Source organism: Adlercreutzia sp. CNCM I-6216, assembly GCF_977113345.1.
In genome coordinates this window covers 15,056-37,394 of record NZ_CDSBIE010000006.1, presented here as the reverse complement: position 1 = coordinate 37,394, position 22,339 = coordinate 15,056, and the positions used below count along the sequence as shown (strand labels likewise).

Sequence of the window (22,339 nt, the reverse complement as noted above, 5' to 3'; positions counted from 1 at the left end):
CCGCAGGATTCGGGAAAGGACAAGGAGATCCTATTATGCCGAACAAGATTGACGTGCTCGCCCGCATCAGCCCGCAGATGGCCGCCGTCCTCGCGAAGGAGGACGAGCTGGCCGGGGACGCCAACGACACAAGCGCCGGCTTCGCTCAGATGCGCGAGAACTACGTGGCCGGCCGCGCCTGGTGGAACGAGGGAGCCCCTGAGATGGATCGTGTGGTCGACGATGCGGTGGAAGGCTCCTTCGGCGCCATCGGCGTGCGGCGCTACTACCCCTGCGAAATCGCCGAGGGCGCGACGGCGCCGGCCATCGTCTACGTCCACGGCGGCGGGTTCGTCCTCGGCAACTTGGACACCCACGACCGCATCTGCCGCATCTTGGCGAAGCGCGCCGGCGTGCCGGTGGTGGCCGTGGATTACCGGCTGTCCCCGGAGGCGAAGTACCCCTCCGCCGTGCGCGAGGCGGCGGCGGTGGCCGCGCACCTGCACGAGGCGGGGAAGGCCTGGGGCATCGACGGCGACCGCCTGGCCTTTGCCGGCGACTCCGGCGGCGCGCACCTGGGCCTGGCCGCCACGCTGTATCTGCGCGAGGAGATGGGCGGCGCCGACTTCGTGAAGTGCCTGCTTCTGTTCTACGGGTGGTTCGGCCTGACCGACTCTTCCTCCATGCGGCTCCTGGGCGGTCCGTGGGACGGCCTCACCGAGGAGGACTGGCAGTTCTACCTGAACCTGTACGCCGAGGATCCCGCGGCCCTTGCGGCGGAGCCCTACGCGAACCTGTTTTTGAACGACCTGACCCATGATGTGCCTGCTTGCTACATCGCCGCCGCCGAGTTTGACCCGCTGCGCGACGACTCGGCCACCCTGGCCGCCATCTGCGAGCAGTACGGCACCCCCTTCCGCTTCGAGCTGTTCGAGGGCGTTATCCACGCCTTCTTGCACTACACCAAGATGCTCGATGCGGCCAACGACGTGCTGGAACACGGCGCCACCTTTTACCGCGAGACCTTGGGCCTCGCCTAGTTATTGGCAATCCGGGGGCGCGCAGGGCGCGTTCCCTTTGCAAAGCACCCTTTGAAAGGAGACAGAAGAATGGACTTCAAACTCACCGACGAGCAGGAGCTTATCGTCGACAGCTACCGCGAGTACATGGAGAGCGAGAACTGGGAGACCTACTTCCACGAGTGCGACGAGAAGCACGTCTACCCCCTGCGCTGGGTGGCGGGCCTGTGCGAGCTGGGCTTCGACCAGATCATGCTGCCCGAGTCCCACGGCGGCCTGGGCCTGGAGCAGCCCTGCGTGACGCTGATGGCCGTTTACGAGGTGCTCGGCCGCTACGGTGCGCCCACCTACGTGCTCTACCAGCTGCCCAGCTTCGAGACCATTATCCGCGAGGGAACCCAAGAGCAGATCGACGCCGTCATGAGCACGCTCGGCTCCGGCGAGCAGATCTGGAACTCCGCCTGCACCGAGCCGGGCGCAGGCTCGGATGTGGGGGCGCTGGCCACCACGTACAAGCGCGAGAACGGCAAAATCTACCTGAACGGCACCAAGACCTTCATCACCTCGTCCGCCGGCGTGAAGTACCTGGTCATCATGGCCAAGAACGCCGATGACGAGTCGCAGTTCACCGAATTCTTCGTCGATATGTCCAAGCCGGGCGTGAAGCTCTCCCCGCTGCCGAAGCTGGGGCTTCGCATGGACAGCTGCTGCGAGGTGTACCTGGACAACGTGGAGCTGGAGGAGTCCGACATCTTCGGCAAGGAGGGCAACGGATTTATGCGCGGCGTGTCCGACTTCAACTTCGAGCGTTGGCTCGTGGGCGCCTGCGACTACGGCACCGCCATCTGCTCCTTCGAGGACGCCATGAAGCACGCCAACACCCGCATCGCCTTCGGCAAGCCCATCAGCCGATTCCAGCTGAACTCGCTGAAGATCACCGAGATGTGCATCAAGCTGACCAACATGCGTAACATGCTGTACGAGGCCGCCTGGATGGCCGACAACAACGGCGGCGACTTCGACCCGGCCATGGCCGCCATGTGCAAGTACTACTGCGCCAACGCCTCCTTCGAGGTGACCGACGACGCCATGCAGGTGATGGGCGGCATCGCCGTGGCCTCCGAGCACCGCATCAACCGCATCTGGCGCGATCTGCGCGTCGACCGCGTCTCTGGTGGCACCGACGAGATGATGATTTTGGCCACCTCCAAGGGCGCCTGCAAGGCTTACAAGGCCTAACTTCCTTGGGCGAACCAGCGAGGTATTGAGAGAAACGCGATTTAAGGAGAGAAACAATGGCTATCCCTACCGAGAAACCCTCTTACGGTCCGCTTGATGGCGTGAAGGTGGTCTATGCCGCTGTTGAGCTGGCTTGTCCCAAGGCCGCCGACCTCATGGCCGACTGGGGCGCGGATGTCACCTGGCTCGAGAACACCGGCGCTGGCGACACCATTCGCGACACGGCCTATATCAAGCAGGCCGAGCGCCGCAACCAGCGTTCCGTGGCTCTGAACTACTTCTCTGAGGAGGGTCGCGAGATATTCCTCAACATGATCCGCGACGCTGACATCTTCATGGAGGCGTCGAAGGGAGGCACGTGGGCTCGCAAGGGGCTGACCGACGAAGTGCTGTGGGCCGTGAACCCGAAGCTCGTCATCGTGCACGTGTCCGGCTTCGGCCAGACGGGCGATCCCAAGATGGTCAAGCGCGCGGCCTACGATCTGACGGTTATGGCCTATGCCGGGATCATCATGCAGAACGGTACCGAGGAGCAGCCGATGCTGCCGGGGCCCTATGCCGGCGACTACTTCAACACGCTCATGATCGCAAGCTCGGCTCTGGCCGCCCTGTATAAGGCTGAGAAGTCGGGGAAGGGCGAGTCCATCGATTTGGCTATGTACGAGACGCTTTTGGCTATCGGCCAGTACTACCTGGTGGACTACTTGAACGAGGGCATCAAGTGGCCTCGCCCCGGTGCGCGCAACCAGAATCTCTGCGGCATTGGCGAGTTCGCCTGCAAGGACGGCTTTTTGGGCGTGTGCCTTTATGGCGTCGACCAGAACAAGTATTTCCTCGAGACCATCGGCTTGGGGCATCTGTGGGGCACGCCGGAGATTCCCGAGGACACGAGCGGGCTGTGGCTGTCGAATCCCCACGCCGAGGAGATCCAGCGCGCCTTCGAGGAGTATTGCCTGGCCCATTCCAAGTACGAGATTGAAGAGGACTTTGCCGCCCATCGCATTGCCGCCCAGGTCATCAACGACATGGAGGATTTGGTCGAGGAGGAGCATTTGCGCCTGCGCGACACCTGGGCCGATTGGGAGACGGCCGACGGGGAGACCTTCCATGGACTTGGCGTCTTCCCGAAGTTCCAGAACAACCCCGGTCGCATTTGGCGCCCCATGCCCGCTCAGGGCGGCGACACGGTAGACGTGCTGACCAAGCTCGGCTACAGCGATGAGCAGATCGCCCGATTCGCGGCTGATGGCATTGTGAAGTGCGCTGAGTAGCCGTGCCGTCCGCGCGAGCGCATCGCGCCAACTATGCGCAGGGAAGGCCCGCTGGGGAAGGGCGGGCCTTCCTCCCACTGACAAGTTCGAGGGAAGGAACGAACGCCATGGCGACCGTCGTAGGCAATGAGAATCTCCGCGATTTGTGGAACGAGCTGTCCGCAAGCCGCGGCGATCATCTTTTTCTGACCTGCGAGGATCGGGCCGGCCACCGCTGCTCGTTCACCTACGGCGAATTCGACCGCTTGGTGAACCGCACGGCGAACTTCCTGCGGTTGGCCGGGGTGAAAAAAGGCGACAACGTGGCCATCCAGCTGTACAACTCGCCAGAGTACGTGTCGGCCACCTTCGCCTTGGCGAAGATCGGGGCAGTGGCGGTGCCCATCAACATGCAGCTCGTCTTCGGCGAGTGCGCCTTCCAGTTCGACCGCTGCGCCATCCGCACCGTCATCTGCGAGCCGGATTGCCAGGGCTACTATTTCGCCGACGCCATGCCCCCGTGCCCGAACAACACCTGTGGAAAGAGGCGCGTCTATCCTATGGAGCGCGTGTTCGTCTGCCACAGCGGTGGGGAGGGGCTCGTCGCCGGTGCCGTGGACTTCGACGCCGGGGTAGATGCGTGCGCTGACGTGCTGGACGAGCGGTGCGATCTGGACGGCCAGGACACGGCCATGATCATCTTCACCTCCGGCACCACCTCGTGCCCCAAGGGTGTGGAGATCACCCATGCGAACATGCTCTTCGCCGGCCACTACGGCGATTGGCAGTGCGCCTTGGGGCCTGAGGACCGCATGCTTACCACCATGCCCGCCTTCCACTCGAACTTCCAGCTGGCGGCCCTCATGCCCGTGCTCGCGGCGGGCGCCAGCCTCGTCGTGCTGGAGAAGTACAGCGCGCGCAACTTCTGGCGCCAGGTGCGCGAGCATGGAGCCACGGCCATCCAGCTCGTGGCGATGATGGCCCGCACCCTCATGATGCAGCCGTGCGACGCCGCCGAGCGAGAGCACTGCGTCCGGTCGGTGCAGTACTACCTACCCATCACCGATGAGGAGAAGGAGGCCTTCGAGCGCCGCTTCTCCGTGCGTTTGCAGAACTGCTACGGCGCGACGGAGTCCATCTGCTGGGCGCTCACCGACTTGCCCTATGGCCCGCGCCGTTGGCCGAGCGTGGGGCGGCCGGGCCTTGGCTACGAGGCGGAGATCCTGGACGAGACGGGACGGGCGGTGCCGCCGGGGACGGTAGGGGAGATCGCCGTGAGGGGTATTCCCGGCATCAGTCTCATGAAGGGCTACTACGACGATCCCGAGGCCACGGCGAGAACCGTGAATGGGGAGGGCTGGTACCTCAGCGGCGACAAAGGCTACCGCGATGAGGAAGGCTGGTTCTATTTCGTCGATCGAAAATGCAACATGATCAAGCGAGGCGGTGAGAACGTGTCGGCCACCGAGGTGGAAGACGCGCTCTTGATGCACCCGGCCGTAGCCGAATGCGCCGTCATCGGCGTGGACGACCCGGTGCGCGACCAGGCGGTGAAGGCCTTTGTCGTGCTGGTGCAGGGACAGGCGGCCACCGTCGAGGAGATCACGCGCTTCGCCGCTTGCCGCTTAGCCGATTTCAAAGTGCCGACCTTGATGGAGATCGTGGACGAGCTGCCCCATACGAGCGTCGGAAAAGTGGAGAAGAAGCTGCTCTGCTCCCTTGATTAGATATGAAGCCCATTAACGAGGAGGATACAGCATGGCCATCTCAACGGAAATCGTCGGCAGGACGTTCGGCCCGTTCGTTCGGGACTACACCTTCAAGGACTTGGAGATCTGCGCGCTCGGCTGCGGCGCCGACTGGGACGGAAAGACCGATCTGGAGTACGTGAACGAGCACGATGCCGAGAACCCGCGGCTCAAGGTGCTGCCCATCTTCGGCGTGCCGCTGACGGTGAACGAGGAGGTGACGACCACGCTGGACTACGGCTTCGACTACAGCGGATCGCTGCACTACGGCATCGATGCTCACTTCCATGCGCCCTTTAAGATGAACGATCATGTGGAGACCTATGTCGTGCAGGAGGCCATCTGGGATCGCGGGGAGGGCCGCGGGTCGCTCTCCAAACAGGTGGGGAAGTCCTATTCCGCCGACGGCGTGCATCTGTGCACCGTGGAGACCTACGACTGCTGCATCTACGACGGCGGCTTTGGCGGCGAGAGGCCCCCGAAGGACGTCGTCGAGTATCCCGACCGCGAGCCGGATCTCGCCTACGAGGAGGTGTGCGGCTATCAGTGGCCCCTCATCTACCGGCTCATGGGCGACTGGCACCAGCAGCACATCGATTGGGCCTACACCGAGCAGACCGGGCTGGCGCGCCCCATCAACCACGGTGTCTGCACGGCCGGCATCGCCATGCGCCACCTCATCGCGCTGCTCATCCCCGGGCAGCCCGAGCGCCTGCGCCGCTTCAAGTGCCGCTTCACTTCTCCGGTGCTGCCGGGCACGCGCCTTTGCACCCAGGTGTGGAAGATGGGCGAGGGCGAGGCCCGCTTCCGCGTGGTGGACGCGGACGATGGGGCGGCCCGGCCGTTTCTGAACTTCTGCCTCGCCGAGTGGGAATAGGGGGGCGCGCCATGGCGAGCGATGTGAAGGCGATGACTCAGGTGGCGAGCCCGCCGGCAACCGCTGCGGCGAAGGAGATCAGCGGAGATATGGCCCGCAAGGTGCGTCAAACGGCGAAAAGGACCATGGACGATGTGGCCATGACGCCGTTTCTGCGCAAGATCACGTTCTTCTCGTCGGGCGGCTCCTTCCTCGACGGCTACGTGCTGTCGCTCATCGGCGTGGCGCTCACCCAGATCGTGCCGGCTTTCGGGCTGACCGATGTCTGGAGCGCGGCCATAGGCGCGTCGGTGCTCGTCGGCATCTTCGTGGGAACCATCACGGGGGGCTACCTTACCGACGCCATCGGTCGCAAGAAGATGTTCATCATCGATTTGGTGGCGATCGGGCTGTTCTCGCTTCTGAGCGTATTCGTTGCCGAGGCCTGGCAGCTCGTGGCCGCCCGGTTCTTCATCGGCGTGTTCGTCGGCGCCGACTATCCCATCGCCACGTCGCTCATCGCCGAGTTCACGCCCAAGGAGCATCGGTCGATCTCCATGGGAATGGTGTCGGCGGCGTGGTATCTGGGCGCCACCGTGGCCGCCGTGGTGGGCTACGGGCTCTACGGCGTGGAGGACGGCTGGAAATGGATGCTCGGCAGCGCCGTGGTGCCCTGCGTGGTTCTCCTCGTAGGACGGCACGATATTCCCGAGTCCCCCTTGTGGCTGGCGAGCAAGGGGCGCCATGCCGAGGCGCGGGCCGTGATGGATCGCGTGTTCGGCCCCGATGTGGAGCTTGCGCCCGTAAAGCCGACGGACAAGACGCCGCTGGCGACGCTTTTGCATGGCGAGTACCTCAAGCGCATGATCTTCCTCGGGGTGTTCATCCTGTGCCAGGTGGTGCCCATGTACGCCATCTACACCTTCGGTCCCGAGATCATGACCGCCTTCGGGTTGGGGGAGGGCCATGAGGCCATTCTGGGCGAGAGCGCTGTGAGCCTGTTCTTCCTGGTGGGAAGCATTCCGGCCATGTTCTGGCTGAATTCCATGGGGCGGCGCCCCTTGCTGCTCATGAGCTTCGCGCTCATGGCGGCGGGTCTGCTCGTGCTGGGGCTGTGGCCCACGGCGCCGGTGACGGTGATCATTCTCGCATTCGGGCTTTACGCGTTTTTCAGTGGCGGCCCGGGCATCCTGCAGTGGCTGTACCCCAACGAGCTCTTTCCCACCGAGGTGCGCGCGACGGCCGTCGGCATCGCCATCGGCTTCTCGCGCATCGGCACCATCGCGGCCACCTACGGGACGCCTCTCGCCTTAGATGCCTGGGGCGTGGGACCGGTGATGCTCGTGGCGGCGGGGCTCGTGCTGCTCGGGCTCGTTCTGTCGTACTTCTTGGCGCCCGAGACCCGGGGCAAGTCCCTCGCCGAGACGAGCGGCATCGACGATAGATAGAGCGTTGGTTCTCAGGGTTCCAGCTATCGGCAGAAGATCTTAAATTTCGAGAATGGAAGAGCCCCTCTGAGTGATGGGCTCTTCCTGCTTATGCGGGGCTTCGGCAGCAGGGGGGGAGACCCCCTTGGTGCATGGCGATCTTGCCGCACGGATTCGAGAGAGGGCTTGGGATGCGTAGTCTGGGAAGCAAGGAGCGCCAGCCTCTAAGCGGCAGAAGAGCCCGCCTCGGTGGCGGGCTCTTCATGTGCTGAACGCCTATGGGGCAGTTCGCCTAGCGACCGGTCCAGTGGGGAGCGCGCTTTTCGACGAAGGCGGCCGGGCCCTCGATGCCGTCCTCGGTCTTCTCCAGGAAGCGGTAGGCCGCATCGGAGAAGCGCATGGCGTCCTCCTCGGACATCTGGTCGGCGGCATGCACGATGAACTTCGTCCACTTCAGGGCCAGAGGCGCGTTCTTCAGGCACTCCTCGGCCAGCTCGATGGCGCGGTCGAGCACCTCTTCGGCGGGCACCACGTAGTTGATGAGGCCGAGCGCCTTAGCCTCGGGGGCCTTGATCTTCTTGCCGGTGAGCAGAAGCTCCATGCAGTCCTTGCGGTTGATGTCGCGGGCGAGGCGCACGATGCCGCCGGTGGAGGCGATGATGCCGAGTCCCACCTCGGTGCAGCCGAACTTCGCGTTCTCGGCGGCTACCACCATGTCGCAGGAAAGCGCGATCTCCATGCCGCCGCCGGCCGCCGAGCCGTTGCAGGCGCAGATGACCGGCTTGGAGCACAAGCGCGCAGTGAGGCCGCCGAAGCCGTGCTCGGTGACCGTCTGGCATTCGCCGCCCTCGGAGAGCTCGGAGAGATCCTCGCCGGCGCAGAACACCTTGCCAGTGCCGGTCACGACGATGGCGCGCACCGCCTTGTCGGTCTCGGCGTGGTTCATGATGTTCTCCATGGCCGCGGAGGTCACCCCGTTCAGGGCGTTGGCCACCTCGGGGCGGTTGATGCGGATGATGAGCAAGCCGTCATCGCGCAGCTCGGATACGACGGTGTCGGTGCCAAAGTAGTCAGCCATTGGTTCCTCCTAGATTCTTGAGAACTGATTGCCAGATGATGCGTCCCTCGCATCGAAATCTATGGTAGGCGGGGCGGCTTTCGAGGGCATCGCAAGGGGCGCGGTATATGGGGAATACCCAGCTTAAGGGGCATCACTACATTTTGAGTAACGATGCTTTCACGGGGTTTTGGCGATGACGGCCAAAGCGAGCCGCGGCACTATGGCACCAACGGAGCGCTATCGGCTGCAGCGAGGCGCTCCGCTTGAAACGAACCGATACGTGAGAGAAGTTCTTGAAGAGAAAGGTGCAGAAGTGAAGATCGCAGTGGCATTCAAGGTGGTTCCCGACGATCAGGACATCCAGGTGGCCTCCGATGGCACCCTGGACTTCTCCAAGGCGAAGGGGACGGTGTCGACCTACGACTTGAACGCGCTTGAGGCGGCGGCCCAGCTGGCTGCTGCCAACCCCGGCTCCACGGTGACCGCCGTGACGGTGGGGGCGGCCTCCATCGACGACTCCAAGCTGAAGAAGAACGTGCTCGCCCGCGGGGTCGACGATCTGGTCATGGTCGCCGACGACGCGCTGGCCGCTCTCGATACCGCCGGCACGGCCGAGGAGCTGGCCGCGATCGTGGGCGAGGGGGGCTTCGATCTCATCCTGTGCGGCGACGGCTCTGCCGATGAATACGCCCAGCAGGTCGATGTGCAGCTGGCCGCCCGTCTTGGAGTTCCTTCCGTGAACGCGGTGACGGCCATCAAGGCCGAGGGCGACTCGATGGTCGTCGAGCGCACGCTCGAGGACGTGGTGGAGGAAGTGGAGGTTCCGCTGCCGGCCGTCATCGCCGTGACGCCCGATGTCGCCACGCCGCGCATCCCCGGCATGAAGGACATTCTGGCGGCTGGCAAGAAGCCCATGGATGTGAAGGGCGCTCCCGTAGCTCCCGTGAGCGCCGTCGAGGTCGTCTCCTGTGCGGCTCCCGAGGCCGCCGAGCGCGCCTGCAATGTGGCTGACGCTTCGGCCGACGGCGCCATCGAGGCGTTTGCCGCGGCGCTCAAGGCGGCCCTGTAGGCGTCCCTCCCCACGTTTCGAATTCCACGACCCGATAAGGAGACATGAACATGAAAGCACTGGTTATTGCCGAGCATCCCGAGGCCGCCCGCGAGCTGGCAGCCGGCGCCCGCACTCTTGCCGACGAGGTGGCGCTCGTAGCCTTCGGCGAGGCTCCGGAGAACGTCGCCGATGCCGCCTATATCGTTGAGGTGCCCGAGGGCGCCGTGGCCGACGATGCCTACCTCACCATTCAGTCCGTCTACGAGAAAGAGCAGCCCGCTGTGGTGCTCGCCGAGCCGACCCGCCATGTGAAGTCGGTGCTGGGACGTTTGGCCGCTGCTGCGGGGGCCGCCGCCATCACCGATGTGACGGCTTTCGAGGACGGGGGCGCTCTGAGCCTCTACTTCGGCGGCGTGGGCGAGCGCGTGCGCAAGGCCACGGGAGATGTGGCCTTCTACACGGTGGCCCCTGGCACCTTCGCCGACGCCGAGCCTGCGGGCAGCGCCGTGGCCGAGACCGTGGCCTGGATCGCGCCGGCCCGTTCGCTGCGCCTGGTGTCCTCCCGCGAGCGCGAGAAGGGCGGCGCCGATCTGTTCAAGGCCGAGGCCGTCGTGGCCTGCGGCCGCGGGTTCGCCGAGGAGTCCGAGCTCGACTTGGCCCGCGCGCTGGCCGACAAGATCGACGGCGGTCTGGCCTGCTCCCGTCCCTTGACCGAGGGCGTCGACTGGATGCCCCAGAGCACCTACGTGGGCGTCTCCGGCCTCACGCTCACGCCGAAGGTGTATGTGGCCTGCGGTATTTCCGGCCAGATGCAGCACATGGTGGGCTGCAACCGCTCCGGAGCTGTGTTCGCCATCAACAAGGACAAGAACGCCCCCGTCTTCAAGCAGTGCGACTACGGTCTGGTGGGCGACATCAAAGATGTGCTGCCGGCCCTGACGGCGGCCCTGTAGGCCTTCTCGATTGAGGGCGGGAGGCGCCGACGCGGCCATGGTCGCCGGCCTCCCGCCCTTGGGATCGAGCGTGAATCTGAAAGGAGAGAAGCGTGTCTGACGCAGATTTCGACATCATTGTTGTCGGCAGCGGGTGCGCGGGCGCGGTGGCGGCCTACGTGGCGGCCTCGGCCGGCAAGAGCGTGCTCGTGGTGGAGCGCGGCAACTACGCCGGCGCCAAGAACATGACCGGCGGGCGCATCTACAGCCACTCGCTGAAGGAGGTGTTCCCGGACTTCGAGTCCGAGGCGCCCCTGGAGCGCAAGATCACCCACGAGCGGATCGCCATGCTGAACAGCGACTCCGAGATGACCATCGACTTCACGAGCCCCGTGCTCGCCGAGGAGGGCAAGGACTCCTACTCAGTGCTGCGAGGCCCCTTCGACCAGTGGTTGGCCGAGAAGGCCGAGGGCGCCGGCGCCGAGTACATCTGCGGCATCGCCGTGGAGGAGCTTTTGAAGGACGAGTCCGGCAAAGTCGTCGGCATCCGCGCCGGCGAGGACGAGATCACATCTCAGGTCGTCATCGTGGCCGAGGGCACAAACACGCTTCTGTCCGAGCGCTGCCTCGGGAACGCGCGGCCCGCGCCCTGCCAGATGGCCGTCGGCATCAAGGAGGTGTTCGAGCTGCCCGCGGGCGTGATCGAGGACCGGTTCCTTCTGCCCGAGGGCGAGGGCGCCGCGATGCTGTTCGTCGGCGACTGCACCCACGGCAAGGTGGGCGGCGGCTTTTTGTACACCAACAGGGACTCCATCTCGCTGGGACTCGTGGCCACCATCTCCACGGCGGCCGGCGGCGGAAACGACACGCCGGTCTACCAGATGCTTGAGGACTTCAAGGGCCATCCGGCGGTGGCGCCCATCATCCGGGGAGCCAAGATGGTCGAGCACTCCGGGCACATGGTGCCCGAGGGCGGCTACGACATGGTACCCCAGTACGTGTTCGACGGGGCGCTTCTGGCCGGCGAGGCAGCCGGCCTCTGCATGAACATGGGCTATCAGGTGCGCGGCATGGACTTCGCCGTGGCGAGCGGGCGCATGGCCGCCGAGGCGGCCGTCGAGGCCATCGACGCGGGAGATGCGAGCGCGGCGGGGCTTTCCGGATATGCGCGCCGCATGGAGGACTCCTTCGTCATCAAGGACCTTAAGACCTTCCGCAAGTGGCCCCACGTCATGGAGGAGTGGGACGCGATGTTCAACGACTACCCGACCATGGCGGCGGAGGTGTTCAACGCCATGTTCAGCGTGGACGGGCGCCCGCAGGAGCCCCTGCGCCGCCGCATCATGCCCATTATCAAGAAGCGCGGGCTTTTCAAGACCGCCAACGAGGTGAGGAAGGCGGTGAGCGCGCTGTGAGCCAGATCGCACCGATTACCGTGAACGTTGACGAGCTGATCGCCGTGAACAAGTACGAGGTGGACGAGGAGAGCGCCCACATCGAGCTTGTGGAGGATCCGGACATCGAGGAGTTCAAGAAGCTCGTGCGGGTATGCCCCGCGGCCCTCTACAAGATCGACGAGGACGGCGCGACGAGCTTCGACTACGCCGGCTGCCTGGAGTGCGGCACCTGCCGCATCGCTTGCGAGGGCACCATCGTGAGGAAGTGGGAGAACCCCCAGCCCACCATGGGCGTGGAGTACCGCTTCGGGTAGGCTGCACCTGTCTGCGGAAAAGCCGTGCATAAAAAGGCCCTGCGATTTGCGTCGCAGGGCCTTACTCGTGAGGGGGTGGCTGCCGATCGGTGCCTACAGGTCGGTACCGGCGATCCAGTCGAGGGCGGGGTATTCCACGACGCCGTCGTGGCGCTCCAGCTCGCGGGCGATAGTGATGCGCTGGATGGTGGGGGAGCCCTCCTCCAGCCACAGCGCTCGGCAGTCGCGGTAGAGGCGCTCGGTGGGGCCGTAAGGGCTGTCCTCGAAATAGCCGTCGCCGCCGAAGATCTCCAGCATCTCGTCGGAGACCTTCTTCACCGCCTCGATGGAGAACAGCTTGCACATGGCCGCCTTCTCGGCGATGTAGGGGTTGTGCGGGTCGCGGTCGTAGTCCTCGGCGAAGTCGATGATCATGCAGCGCAGGGCGTGGGTCGCCGTGGCCATATCGGCCAGCTTCATCTTGATGGCCTGGCGCGTGTTGATGGTCTTGCCGAAGGTCACGCGGTCGCGGGCTCGGGCCAGCGACATCTCCAGCATGCGCTGGCACATGCCGAGGTTCGAGTCGGCGATGTGCACGCGGGAGATGGCCAGCGAGTGCATGGCCACTTCCATGCCCTGGCCTTCCTTGCCGAGCAGGTACTTCGGCTCGAGCTTCACATCGGTCATCTTGAAGCCGGCGTGCCCCGCGCCGCGACAGCCCATCATGTGCGGCATCTCCACGAGCTCGAAGCCCTCGGCATCCATGGGCACGAAGAAGGCGGAGAGGCGCTCGTCGCCCTCCTTGTCCGGGTCGGTCACGGCGATGACGTAGGCGAACTGGGCTACGTCGGTGTGGGAGATGAGCCATTTCTCGCCGTTTAAGATATAGTTGCCCTCGGCGTCCTTGGTGGCCGTGGTGTGCACGTCGGCGCCGGTGCCGCCGGTCTGCTCGGTGAGCGCGAAGCAGGTGAAGATGGTCTTGTCGGCGAACTTGTCCATGTAGGCGGCCTTCAGCTCGTCGCAACCGTAGTCGTCCAGGATGCGCCAGTTCAGGTCGGCGGCGTAGTGCAGGTGCATGCGCATGCCGCCCGGGCCCCGGGAGAACTCCTCCTGCACCTGCAGGATCTCCTTCTCGGTGAAGCCCCATCCGCCGTACTCCTCGGGCAGCGCGTAGCGGTACAGGTTGTTCTCGCGGGCCAGGTCGATGAACTCCTGCGGGAACTTGTTGGTGACCTCCACCTCGCGCTGCATCTCCTCGAAGGGGCCTTCCGCCAGCTCGCGGCAGGTCTTCAGGAAATCACGGAACTCCTCGTCGGTCAGCTTGCCCATAAAGCCTCCTCGTAATCGTGTGCCCGCGCCGTCGCGCGCGGGCGCGTATACCCTGATGAACAGTTTGACAGCCCATCTTGAGGTTCGTCCAATAGAAACCGCCCGAAAATTTCCAATGGAAAATAGGCAAAAGCTATGGAAGGGGCCTACTTCTACAAATTGCGCCGCATCTGGGCTTCCTTGATCTCGTTTTCAAGGGAGCTGTGGATGATGTTGGCGAAAGGTCCCGCCTGGCCGCCGATGGACTCGACGCCGCGGGCGTCGCAGCGGCGGATGTAGTAGTAGAGGAAGGCACAGGTGTAGAACTCGGCCAGAAAGTCGATGTTGTCCTTCGGCAGGTAGCGGTTGGACAAAATGATGTCGATGTCCCGCTTCATGGCCTCAAGGTACAGCGCGTACAGGTAGTTGCGCAGCGAGTAGGGGCCGTTGTCCACGAGCGCCTGGCGGTAGAAGTTGCGGCGCCCCTCCAGCACCTCAGCGAAGCACTGGAAGAACTCTGCGTGGTCGAGCGAGCGCACGCCGGACTTCTGGGTAATATAGTAGGGGAATCGCGAGGTGGGATCCTCCGGGTTATCGTCGTAGAGGAGCACCGACTCGGAGAAGTGCTGCTTTAGGCACTGGCCCATGTCGTAGCGGAAGATCCAGATGATGAGGCGGTCCTTGTTCTCGAAGTGGTAGTAGAAGGTCTTGCGGTTCTTCCCCGTGCGCTCGACGATATCGCTGATGGACACCTTGCGCAGGGGCATCTCGTCGCACAGCTCCACGAAGGCGTCGGAGATGAGCAACATGGTGGAAAGCGCGTTCATGGGTTCCTCCTTCGATTCTCTTCCGTTGCGCTCATTATAGGATCTTTCGAAGAAATATGGGACAGATAAATCAAAATGTGCAATGGAAATGCCGATGACTCGGTTAGTTGCGCCTATTTAACGGGGTCAAAACGGCCACTTATGCGGCAAATGCCTATGGATGATGAAGATTTGCCTATGAAGTACTACACAGATAGATAAATCTGTCCATCGTAAAGCAAAACAATCTCCGTAGAATAAGAGTCACGAGGAGACTTCAGCTCGGTCGGCATCTCAAAAGGCGGACAAAGCAAGTCAAATTGGGTAGAGATTTCCAAATACAAGGATCATGAGAAGGCAACATGGTCAAAAGCTTGAAATCATACCTAATACCTTTGAAACCTGTGGGGAAGTAATTGAAAGGAGTTTAGCCGTGGCGAAGTACCAGAAACTGGTGGAGCCGTTTAAGATCGGCAATGTCGAGCTGCGCAACCGTTTCGTGATGCTGCCGATGACCATCGAGAAGGTGGACAACTACCACGTGACCGATGACTTGGTGGACTTTTACGAGCAGCGCGCAAAGGGCCATGCCGGCCTGATCGAGATCGGGTCGTGCTATGTGTGCGACTGCTTCGGCACCGAGCCGAAGTACCACACGACCACCGGCGCCTGCGGATGCTGGGACGATGAGTTCATCCCCGGCTTCCAGCGCATCGCCGAGGTGTGCCACAAGCACGGATCCAAGGTGGCCGCCCAGCTGCAGCTGTGCTACGAGTGGCGCGCCTCTGGCGATGATCCGCTTTTGTCCTACGCTCCTTCCAAGGACGTGCCCTCCGGCCCGTTCGTGGGCATGCCCGAGCGCGAGTACACCAAAGAGGAGATCGCCGAGGTCGTCAAGCAGTACGGCCAGGCCGCCCGCCGCTGCAAGGATGCCGGCATCGACATCATCGAGATCCACGCGGGCATCGGCTACATGGTGATGCGCTTCCTTTCCAAGTACTCCAACCACCGCACCGACGAGTACGGCGGATCGGCCGAGAACCGCGCCCGCTTCCTCTGCGAGATCATCGACGAGATTCACAAGACCTGCGGCGACGACATGCCGATTCTCGTGCGCATCTCCGCCGACGACCTCATGCCCGACGGCAACCGCATCGCCGACACCCTCGAGCTCATCCCGATCATCGAGGCCCACGGCGTTGACGCCTGGTCCGTGCAGGCCGGCTTCCACGAGGCGCCCCGCCCCGTGGCCAACCAGATCGTGCCCGAGGGCGAGTTCATCGACCTCGCGAAGCAGGTGAAGACCGTGACCAGCAAGCCTGTCTTCCCCGGCACCCGCATCAACACGCTCGATATGTGCGAGAAGGTCGTCACCGAGGGCTACGGCGACGCGGTCGGCATGGCGCGCCAGTTCATCGCCGATCCCGACACCGCCCGCAAGGTGGAGGAGGGCCGTCCGGAGCAGGTGCGTCCCTGCATCGTGTGCTCCCGCTGCCTGGACAACATCTTCATCGGCAAGCCCTGCCAGTGCTCGGTGAACGCGAACGTGTGGGAGGGCGTGGAAGTGGGCCTGCCCCAGGACAAGCCCGCCACCGAGAAGCAGCACGTCGCCGTCGTGGGCGCGGGCCCGGGCGGCCTGGAGGCGGCCCGCGTGGCGGCCGAGCGCGGGCACAAGGTGACCGTGCTTGAGAAGTCCGACAAGCTCGCCGGCCTGCTGACCATGGCCCAGGTGCTCAATGCCAACATTGAGCCTTTGGTCTCCTACTGGAACGAGGAGATGAAGCTTCATCCCAACATCGAGATCAAGCTGAACACCAAGGTCGACGTGGACACCCTGCGCGCCCTGAACCCCGACCAGGTCATCGTCTCGCCCGGCGGCGGCATCATCCCCATCGACGTGCCCGGCATCGATGGCAAGAACGTCGTGAAGTCCGAGGACATCAAGGCCATGTGCAACGGCATCGTCCCCGAGGGCAAGGGCATGATCTGGAAGGCGGCCGTGGCGGCCATCAAGGCCCAGGGCGGCACCGTCGGGTTCATGCGCATGGGCCTGAACATGAAGAGCGGCCCGACCGCCATCGTGGGCAAGCGCGTGGTGGTCGTGGGCGGCGGCTTCGCCGGCCTGGAAGTGGCCGAGGCCATGTGCGACGGCCGCGAGATCTGGGTGATCGATCCGGCCAAGAAGCTCGGCAACGGCATCGGCATCATCGACAAGAACCCCACCATCAACCTGCTCAAGAAGAAGGGCGTGCACCTGATGCCCTTGACCGAGCTCATCGAGGTGACCAAGAAGGGCGCCAAGGTGAAGAACGTCGAGACCGGCGAGGAGCAGCTCATCGAGTGCGACACCGTGCTGACCTCCCTCGGCGTGGAGCAGAACACCGACCTGTACGACGAGATCGTGAAGGTGTGGCCGCACGCGAAGCTCATCGGCGACGCCACCACCCCCGACGGTAAGGTGTACCGCACCCTCGAGGCCGTCAAGGGCGGCTACCAGGCCTCCATGGCCATCTAAACGGGCTTATCCCCGGTTGCGGGCGCTGGGTTGAAACGGCGCGGCGCCCGCTCTCTCAATTTGGTTCAAACGCGCAGGCGTTTTGAATAAAGGCAACGTTCCTTAAAGGAGGAAGAAATGGATTTCAGCTATTCCCAGCAGCAGCTCGAGATCAAGCGCGGCATCCGCGAGTGGGGCAAGAAGCACCTGACCGAGGAGGCCATCGCCGCCGGCTATAAGAACCGCGGCATCGCCCCCGAGATCGCCAAGGCGTGGGTCGACGACGGTTGGGGAATGTACGGCCTGCCCGAGGAGTACGGTGGAAAGCCCGTCGACCATCAGACCATGGCCATGATCATCGAAGAGCTGAACCACTGCGGCGGCAACATCCCCATGGCTCCCAACCTGCTCATCATGTTCGACATGGTCGAGTTCGGCACCCCCGAGCAGATCCAGTACGCCGTGGACTACTACAAGGAGAACGGCTACCCGCCGTACTGCCTGGCCATCTCTGAGCCCGAGGCCGGCTCCGCCAACCAGTACATGACGACGACGGCCACCAAGAAGGACGGCAAGATCCACATCAACGGCACCAAGACCTGGGTGACCTCCGGCGAGAACTCCGACGGCTTCATCGTGGTGTGCAAGAACGAGGATCCCTCTCCCGAGAACAAGCAGATGTCCATGTACCTCGTGCCGGCTAACGCCAAGGGCGTGACCATCGAGCCCTTGAACAAGATCGGCATGCAGATCATGCCCTTCTCCAAGGTCATCTTCGACGACGTCGTGGTTGACGAGTCCGCGCTGCTCGGCATCGAGGGCAAGGGCTTCCTGCAGCTCATGAAGAACTTCGAGTGGGAGCGCTGCGTGCTTCTGGCGGAGCTGCTCGGCGAGGCCCAGGCCGCCATGGACGACGCCTGCGCCTGGACCAACGAGCGCCAGCAGTTCGGCAAGGGCATCAAGACCTTCCAGCTCGTGCAGGAGCACATCGTCGAGATGCAGATCGAGCTCACCAACACCCGTAACTTCCTGTACCGCACCTGCTGGAAGATGGACAACGGCATTCCGGTGAACAACGACGCCGCCATGCTGAAGCGCTACGGCGCCCCGGCGCTCACCGACTGCTGCTCCCGCGCCCTGCAGCTCATGGGCGGCCTCGGCTTCACCGACGAGACCCGCGTCTCCCGCCTCATGCTCGACTGCCGCGGCTTCCAGATCGGTGGCGGCACCGTTGAAATCATGGTGCACATCTCCGGCCGCGGCATCCTCAAGGAGTACGCCAAGGCTGCCGAGGATCCGGATTACCTCTGGACCATCTAAATCGCGACGGCGATACAGCTTTGATGGAAGGGGCCTGCGCAAGCGGGTCCCTTTTCTTGTGCTTGGAATCGACCTGGGGGAAGCGCTCCGGAAGGTGCTGCTCGCCGCCCGCTGCGCGCTTTTTCCTCCTGCGAACGCGGCAAAAGAAATAGCGAAGATGACGCACATCAGTCGGTACCGTCCCGGCATCGTTGCTGCTGAAGTGGAAGCTATTTCTTAACGGCCGCGTTCTCCGGAGGGCGCGCAGAGGTCGGCGAGCAGCACCTTCCGGAGCGCGCAGGGGGCGGTGAGCGACGTCTCCTGGAGGCGCGCAGAGGTCGTCGATCAGCACCTTCCGGAGCGCGCGCAGAGGGCGGCGAGCAGCATCCCGAGTGCTTTGAACCAGTGAAATGAGATGCAGAAAAAGGGCACCTGTCGGTGCCCTTTAAGGTTCGTGAGGTCGATTACTGCTGGTCAGCGGAAGGGGTGGGCTTTGCCTTCTTGCGGGTGCGGCGGCCGTGGCAGGTCATGCCGATCTTGCGGATGGTGCAGGTGCGCACATTGTGGCAGTAGGCGCAGCCGCGGCGCTTCTTCTGGGTCTCGTTGTACAGGCCGATGACGCCCCAGGTGCTCCAGCGATCCGACGGCGTGCCGTCCTCGGCGGCGGTGAGCCCCAGGCGCTTCTCGGTCTGGGTGAAGAAGGCGAGCGTCGTGTTCATGGTGAGGGGGAAGTCCTCGACGCCGGTCTCCAAGGTGCTGCCGCGGTGCAGGCCGCGCTCGTGGGCGTCGTCGGCGACGGCCTCGGCGAGCTTGTCCGCGGCCAAGGAGGCCATGGCTTCCAGGCAGGCGTCGAAGAGCAGAGCGTCCATGTCGCTTTTCACGAGGCGCTCGCGAAGGCAGGCGATCTCCTCGTCGGTGCCGATGGTGGAGACCGCCATGGCCGTGTGCTCCGCCTCGCTCATGCGCTCGTAGGCGGCGCTGCCGTAGAGCACCGCGAGCGTGCCCACGAGCTTGATGGCCGGTTCGGTGTACTTCGGCGGCAGGGTGCAGATGGCGGGGTTGAACAGCTTGTAGACCCCGCGCGGATGCAGCTCGGCGCTCATGGCGTCGGCCATGGCGCAGATGGAGTCGGCGAGCATGGGATCGTCGGAGAGCTCGGTGTCGAGGAAGGCCTCGACGACGGCGGGATCGATCCGCTCGACGGAGCAGTCGATTTCATGGATGACGTGTACTTGCATGGCCGCCTCTATTCTTCCAATGATTCAAGTGGTATCTCTTCTCTGGGACTATTCTATCAATAAATCCGATGAATTGGGATGCTATTAGACAAGTATTGGTAAGATTGATCGTATTTTAGACGAATTAATGGGACAGATTTTCGAATATGTCTATATAATGCCACAGCGGTCTTTTCTACAATGGCTCTCGAGCGGTGCGCCGGCCCTTTTTCGAATCCTGGGAGAAGAGGCGCTGCGCATCGTGTAAACTTCCAAGGAGCATCTGGCGCGCCCGCGCGTCGGAGCCGCTACCATCCGATGTCCACGCGCGTCGGAGCCAAGTCGTTCGAGCCGCCTTGCGCGGCCGCCGTTAAGAGAAAGGGAGCCGCCGTGAAACGTGCGCTTACCCCCGGCACCTTCGACCCCATCACCGCCGGACATCTCGACGTTATCAGCCGTGCCGCCCAGCTTGTCGACGAGGTCATCGTTGCCGTGGCTGTCTCTGCGAAGAAAAAGCCGCTCTTCTCCCTCGAGGAGCGAGTGGCCCTTGTGAAGGAGGTCACGCGCGATTTGCCCAACGTGCGCGTCGAGCCTTTCGACGAGCTGCTCGTCGACTTCGCCCGCCGCATGGGCGCCCAGGCCGTGGTGAAGGGATTGCGCGCCATCACCGACTTCGAGTACGAGTTCCAGATGACGGCGCTCAACTACCAGCTGGACAAGGAGCTGGAGACGCTTTTCATCATGTCGACGCCGCAGCATATGTACCTGTCGTCTTCCATCGTGCGCGAGATCGCCTCTCTCGGCGGGGATGTGTCCCAGTTCGTGCCGCCCTGCGTGAACGAGGCCCTCGTCAAGCGCTACGCCGAGCTGCACGCGGCCCAGTAGATCCGGTCGCTCGGCCGAGCCGCGCTCTGGCGGCCATTGGTTGCGGGCTGTAACCGCGCCCTGAGGGACAGAACGTCCCTTATAAGGGCATAAGAACTTCCAATAACTCCCAGAAAGCCCTGATCTGTCCCATTGCGGGCGATCGGGGCTTTGTCCATTTTGGGACAGATTGAAAGATGCGTCCGTATAGTGCGGACAAAAGCGGGGGAGTAGTGGTGTTGCGCCCTGGAAACCTTCCGTAAAATTACCCTTAAGAGACCGTATACGGGTGAAAGGGATGAGATGAACATCGTCGTTTGCGTGAAGCAGGTGGTGGACACCGAGGCCGTCATAGCGCTTGACGGGGCCGGAGAGGTGGAGCTAACGGGCCAGACCATGGTCATCGATCCCTACAGCGAGTTCGCCGTGGAGCGCGCCGTGCAGCTGAAAGAAGAGCTGGGCGGCACCGTTACCTTGCTGACGCTTGGCTCTCGGGACTGCCTGGCCGCCGTGCGCCACGGGCTGGCCATGGGCGCCGATGCGGCCGTGCTCATCGAGGACGACCAGTGGACGGCCCGCGACGCCGCCCAGGCCGCGGCCCTGCTCGCCGAGGCGGCCTCCACGATGGGCGCCGACCTCGTCATGGGCGGCTGGAAGTCCGGCGACACGGCGGCGGCCCAGGTCATGGGGCGCATGGCGGCCATCATGAGGCTCCCTTTGGCGAACATGGCCACGGGTCTTTCCGTGGAAGGCGGCACTATCGTCGCGGAATGCGAGGTGGACGACGGCGTGGAGACCGCGCGGCTTCCTCTGCCCGCCGTCGTGGCCGCCCAGCAGGGACTAGCCGAGCCGCGCTACCCCTCGGTGCGCGACGTCATGCAGGCGCGGCGCCGTGGCGCCGAGGTGCGTACCGTGGCCGACTTCGCCGCGGCGTCCAAACCGACAACGGTGACCGTCGTCTCCCGGGAGCTGAAGCCGGGCCGCTGCGGCGGCCGCATCGTCGCGGGCGAGGCGCCTGTGGCCGTGGCCGAGACGGTGCGCCTTCTGGCCGAGGAGGCGAAGGTTCTCTAGCTCGCCACTCATTCGCTTCCAACGTTCGCGCAGGATTTGAGAGAAAGGTTTTCTCATGGCTGATATGTGGGTAGGGGTCAACGGCGCCGATGAGGCGCTGCGCCAGGTAAATGCCGAGATGCTGGGGGGCGCCCGTGCGCTGGCCGACCAGGCGGCCGCTCAAGTGGTCGCCATCGTGTGGGGCGCGTCCGCCGCAGGCCACGCCAAGGCGCTCGCCTCGTGGGGTGCCGACCGCGTGGTGATTGTGGAAAGCGAGGCCGCACCGGCCCCCGAGGCCGTGGCCCGCACGCTGGCCCAGCTGGCCGCCGAGAGCGCCCCGGCCGTGGTATTGCTCGCCGACGGCGCCGAATCTCGCGTAGCGGCCCCTCTTCTGGCCGAGGCCCTGGATGCGCCGCTGTTCTCGGACGTGGTGGATATCGAGGCCGGCGACGAGGTCTTCTTCACGCGCCTGCCCTACACCGCCAAGGTGATCGAGCGCGCAACCGCAGCCGCCCCCACCGTGGTGGCCACGGTGCGCCCGAAGGCGCTTCCGGTGCCCGAGGCCGACGCCTCCCGCACCGCCGAGGTCGTCGCGGCCCCGGTTGACGCAGCCGACCTCGCCCGCATCGTGCAGTCCGTGGCCCGTGCCGCCTCCGAGCGTGTCGATCTGGCCGAGGCGGACATCGTCGTGGCCGGCGGCCGCGGCTGCAAGGGGCCTGAGGGCTTCGCGGTCATCGAGTCTCTGGCCGATGCCCTGGGGGCCGCCGTGGGCGCCTCGCGCCCGGCCGTGGACGAGGGCTGGGTCGACATCCAGTACCAGGTGGGCCAGACGGGCAAGACCGTGGCGCCCTCGCTGTACATCGCCTGCGGCATTTCCGGCTCCATCCAGCACATGGCCGGCATGGGTGCCTCGAAGTGCGTCGTGGCCATCAACAAGGATCCCGAGGCGGAGATCTTCGCCGGCGCCGACTACGGCATCGTCGCGGATCTCTTCGAGGCGGTGCCGCTGCTGGAGGCCGCCGTCCGCGAGCGCAAATAGGGGAGGTGCGT

Annotated in this window: 19 protein-coding genes; 15 read left to right on the top strand and 4 right to left on the bottom strand. The window is 64.2% G+C overall.

Annotation, left to right across the window (positions count from 1 at the left end; all coding sequences use genetic code 11):
* The first annotated feature begins 35 nt into the window (after positions 1-35).
* From aes to ACYVRU_RS06935, 6 genes are all read left to right on the top strand, one after another.
* The gene (aes, locus tag ACYVRU_RS06960; RefSeq protein ID WP_157011494.1) at positions 36-1,019 is read left to right on the top strand and encodes an acetyl esterase; all 984 of its coding nucleotides are present in this window, start codon (positions 36-38) and stop codon (positions 1,017-1,019) included.
* Positions 1,020-1,088: 69 nt separating this feature from the next.
* Positions 1,089-2,237: a crotonobetainyl-CoA dehydrogenase gene (gene caiA, locus ACYVRU_RS06955; protein ID WP_157011496.1), complete on the top strand. Its 1,149-nt coding sequence runs from the start codon at positions 1,089-1,091 to the stop codon at positions 2,235-2,237.
* Between the two features lie 56 nt (positions 2,238-2,293).
* Positions 2,294-3,508 (top strand): L-carnitine CoA-transferase, encoded by a 1,215-nt coding sequence (gene caiB / locus ACYVRU_RS06950; protein ID WP_157011497.1) that lies wholly within the window; start codon positions 2,294-2,296, stop codon positions 3,506-3,508.
* A gap of 107 nt (positions 3,509-3,615) precedes the next feature.
* Positions 3,616-5,214, top strand: a complete 1,599-nt coding sequence (gene caiC / locus ACYVRU_RS06945) for a crotonobetaine/carnitine-CoA ligase (RefSeq protein WP_157011499.1) — start codon at positions 3,616-3,618, stop codon at positions 5,212-5,214.
* A 31-nt stretch (positions 5,215-5,245) separates the two neighbouring features.
* A complete protein-coding gene (locus ACYVRU_RS06940) occupies positions 5,246-6,112 on the top strand; it encodes a MaoC/PaaZ C-terminal domain-containing protein (RefSeq protein ID WP_157011501.1) in 867 nt (288 codons plus the stop codon).
* Positions 6,113-6,123: 11 nt separating this feature from the next.
* Positions 6,124-7,539 carry an MFS transporter gene (locus tag ACYVRU_RS06935; protein ID WP_157011503.1) on the top strand — a complete coding sequence of 472 codons (1,416 nt, stop codon included), beginning with the start codon at positions 6,124-6,126 and terminating at the stop codon, positions 7,537-7,539.
* Between the two features lie 271 nt (positions 7,540-7,810).
* Here ACYVRU_RS06935 and ACYVRU_RS06930 read toward each other — a convergent pair whose 3' ends face one another.
* Complete coding sequence (locus ACYVRU_RS06930; RefSeq protein WP_157011505.1) at positions 7,811-8,596, bottom strand: enoyl-CoA hydratase/isomerase family protein; 786 nt, start codon at positions 8,594-8,596, stop codon at positions 7,811-7,813.
* Positions 8,597-8,891: 295 nt separating this feature from the next.
* Here ACYVRU_RS06930 and fixA point away from each other — a divergent pair, with 295 nt between their 5' ends.
* The 4 genes from fixA (at position 8,892) to ACYVRU_RS06910 (ending at position 12,272) form a co-directional block, all read left to right on the top strand.
* The gene (gene fixA / locus ACYVRU_RS06925; protein ID WP_161127185.1) at positions 8,892-9,647 is read left to right on the top strand and encodes a putative electron transfer flavoprotein FixA; all 756 of its coding nucleotides are present in this window, start codon (positions 8,892-8,894) and stop codon (positions 9,645-9,647) included.
* Between the two features lie 50 nt (positions 9,648-9,697).
* On the top strand, positions 9,698-10,582 hold the full coding sequence (locus ACYVRU_RS06920; RefSeq protein ID WP_157011509.1) for an electron transfer flavoprotein subunit alpha/FixB family protein: 885 nt from the start codon (positions 9,698-9,700) through the stop codon (positions 10,580-10,582).
* Between the two features lie 92 nt (positions 10,583-10,674).
* On the top strand, positions 10,675-11,976 hold the full coding sequence (locus tag ACYVRU_RS06915; RefSeq protein WP_161127186.1) for an FAD-dependent oxidoreductase: 1,302 nt from the start codon (positions 10,675-10,677) through the stop codon (positions 11,974-11,976).
* Entirely contained in the window at positions 11,973-12,272 is a 300-nt protein-coding gene (locus ACYVRU_RS06910; protein ID WP_161127187.1) for a ferredoxin family protein, read from the top strand. The genes ACYVRU_RS06915 and ACYVRU_RS06910 overlap by 4 nt, the downstream gene beginning before the upstream one ends.
* 93 nt (positions 12,273-12,365) lie before the next feature.
* Here ACYVRU_RS06910 and ACYVRU_RS06905 read toward each other — a convergent pair whose 3' ends face one another.
* Both ACYVRU_RS06905 and ACYVRU_RS06900 read right to left on the bottom strand, forming a co-directional pair.
* Positions 12,366-13,580 carry an acyl-CoA dehydrogenase family protein gene (locus ACYVRU_RS06905; protein WP_302807976.1) on the bottom strand — a complete coding sequence of 405 codons (1,215 nt, stop codon included), beginning with the start codon at positions 13,578-13,580 and terminating at the stop codon, positions 12,366-12,368.
* Positions 13,581-13,732: 152 nt separating this feature from the next.
* A complete protein-coding gene (locus ACYVRU_RS06900; RefSeq protein WP_114539148.1) occupies positions 13,733-14,386 on the bottom strand; it encodes a TetR/AcrR family transcriptional regulator C-terminal domain-containing protein in 654 nt (217 codons plus the stop codon).
* Between the two features lie 412 nt (positions 14,387-14,798).
* Between ACYVRU_RS06900 and ACYVRU_RS06895 the strand changes: the two genes are divergently transcribed.
* Together ACYVRU_RS06895 and ACYVRU_RS06890 are read left to right on the top strand one after the other, a co-directional pair.
* Positions 14,799-16,880, top strand: coding sequence for an oxidoreductase (locus ACYVRU_RS06895; RefSeq protein ID WP_302148243.1), 2,082 nt, complete (start codon positions 14,799-14,801; stop codon positions 16,878-16,880).
* 117 nt (positions 16,881-16,997) lie between these two features.
* Complete coding sequence (locus ACYVRU_RS06890) at positions 16,998-18,179, top strand: acyl-CoA dehydrogenase family protein (protein WP_114539146.1); 1,182 nt, start codon at positions 16,998-17,000, stop codon at positions 18,177-18,179.
* 443 nt (positions 18,180-18,622) lie between these two features.
* Here the strand turns inward: ACYVRU_RS06890 and ACYVRU_RS06885 are convergent, their stop codons facing one another.
* Positions 18,623-19,396, bottom strand: a complete 774-nt coding sequence (locus tag ACYVRU_RS06885; protein ID WP_157011513.1) for a phage tail protein — start codon at positions 19,394-19,396, stop codon at positions 18,623-18,625.
* A gap of 369 nt (positions 19,397-19,765) precedes the next feature.
* Here ACYVRU_RS06885 and coaD point away from each other — a divergent pair, with 369 nt between their 5' ends.
* From coaD to ACYVRU_RS06870, 3 genes are all read left to right on the top strand, one after another.
* Positions 19,766-20,260, top strand: coding sequence for a pantetheine-phosphate adenylyltransferase (gene coaD / locus ACYVRU_RS06880; RefSeq protein WP_022739795.1), 495 nt, complete (start codon positions 19,766-19,768; stop codon positions 20,258-20,260).
* A 282-nt stretch (positions 20,261-20,542) separates the two neighbouring features.
* Positions 20,543-21,310 (top strand): electron transfer flavoprotein subunit beta/FixA family protein, encoded by a 768-nt coding sequence (locus ACYVRU_RS06875; protein ID WP_461185906.1) that lies wholly within the window; start codon positions 20,543-20,545, stop codon positions 21,308-21,310.
* 55 nt (positions 21,311-21,365) lie between these two features.
* Positions 21,366-22,328 (top strand): electron transfer flavoprotein subunit alpha/FixB family protein, encoded by a 963-nt coding sequence (locus tag ACYVRU_RS06870; RefSeq protein WP_461185905.1) that lies wholly within the window; start codon positions 21,366-21,368, stop codon positions 22,326-22,328.
* Positions 22,329-22,339 lie beyond the last annotated feature (11 nt).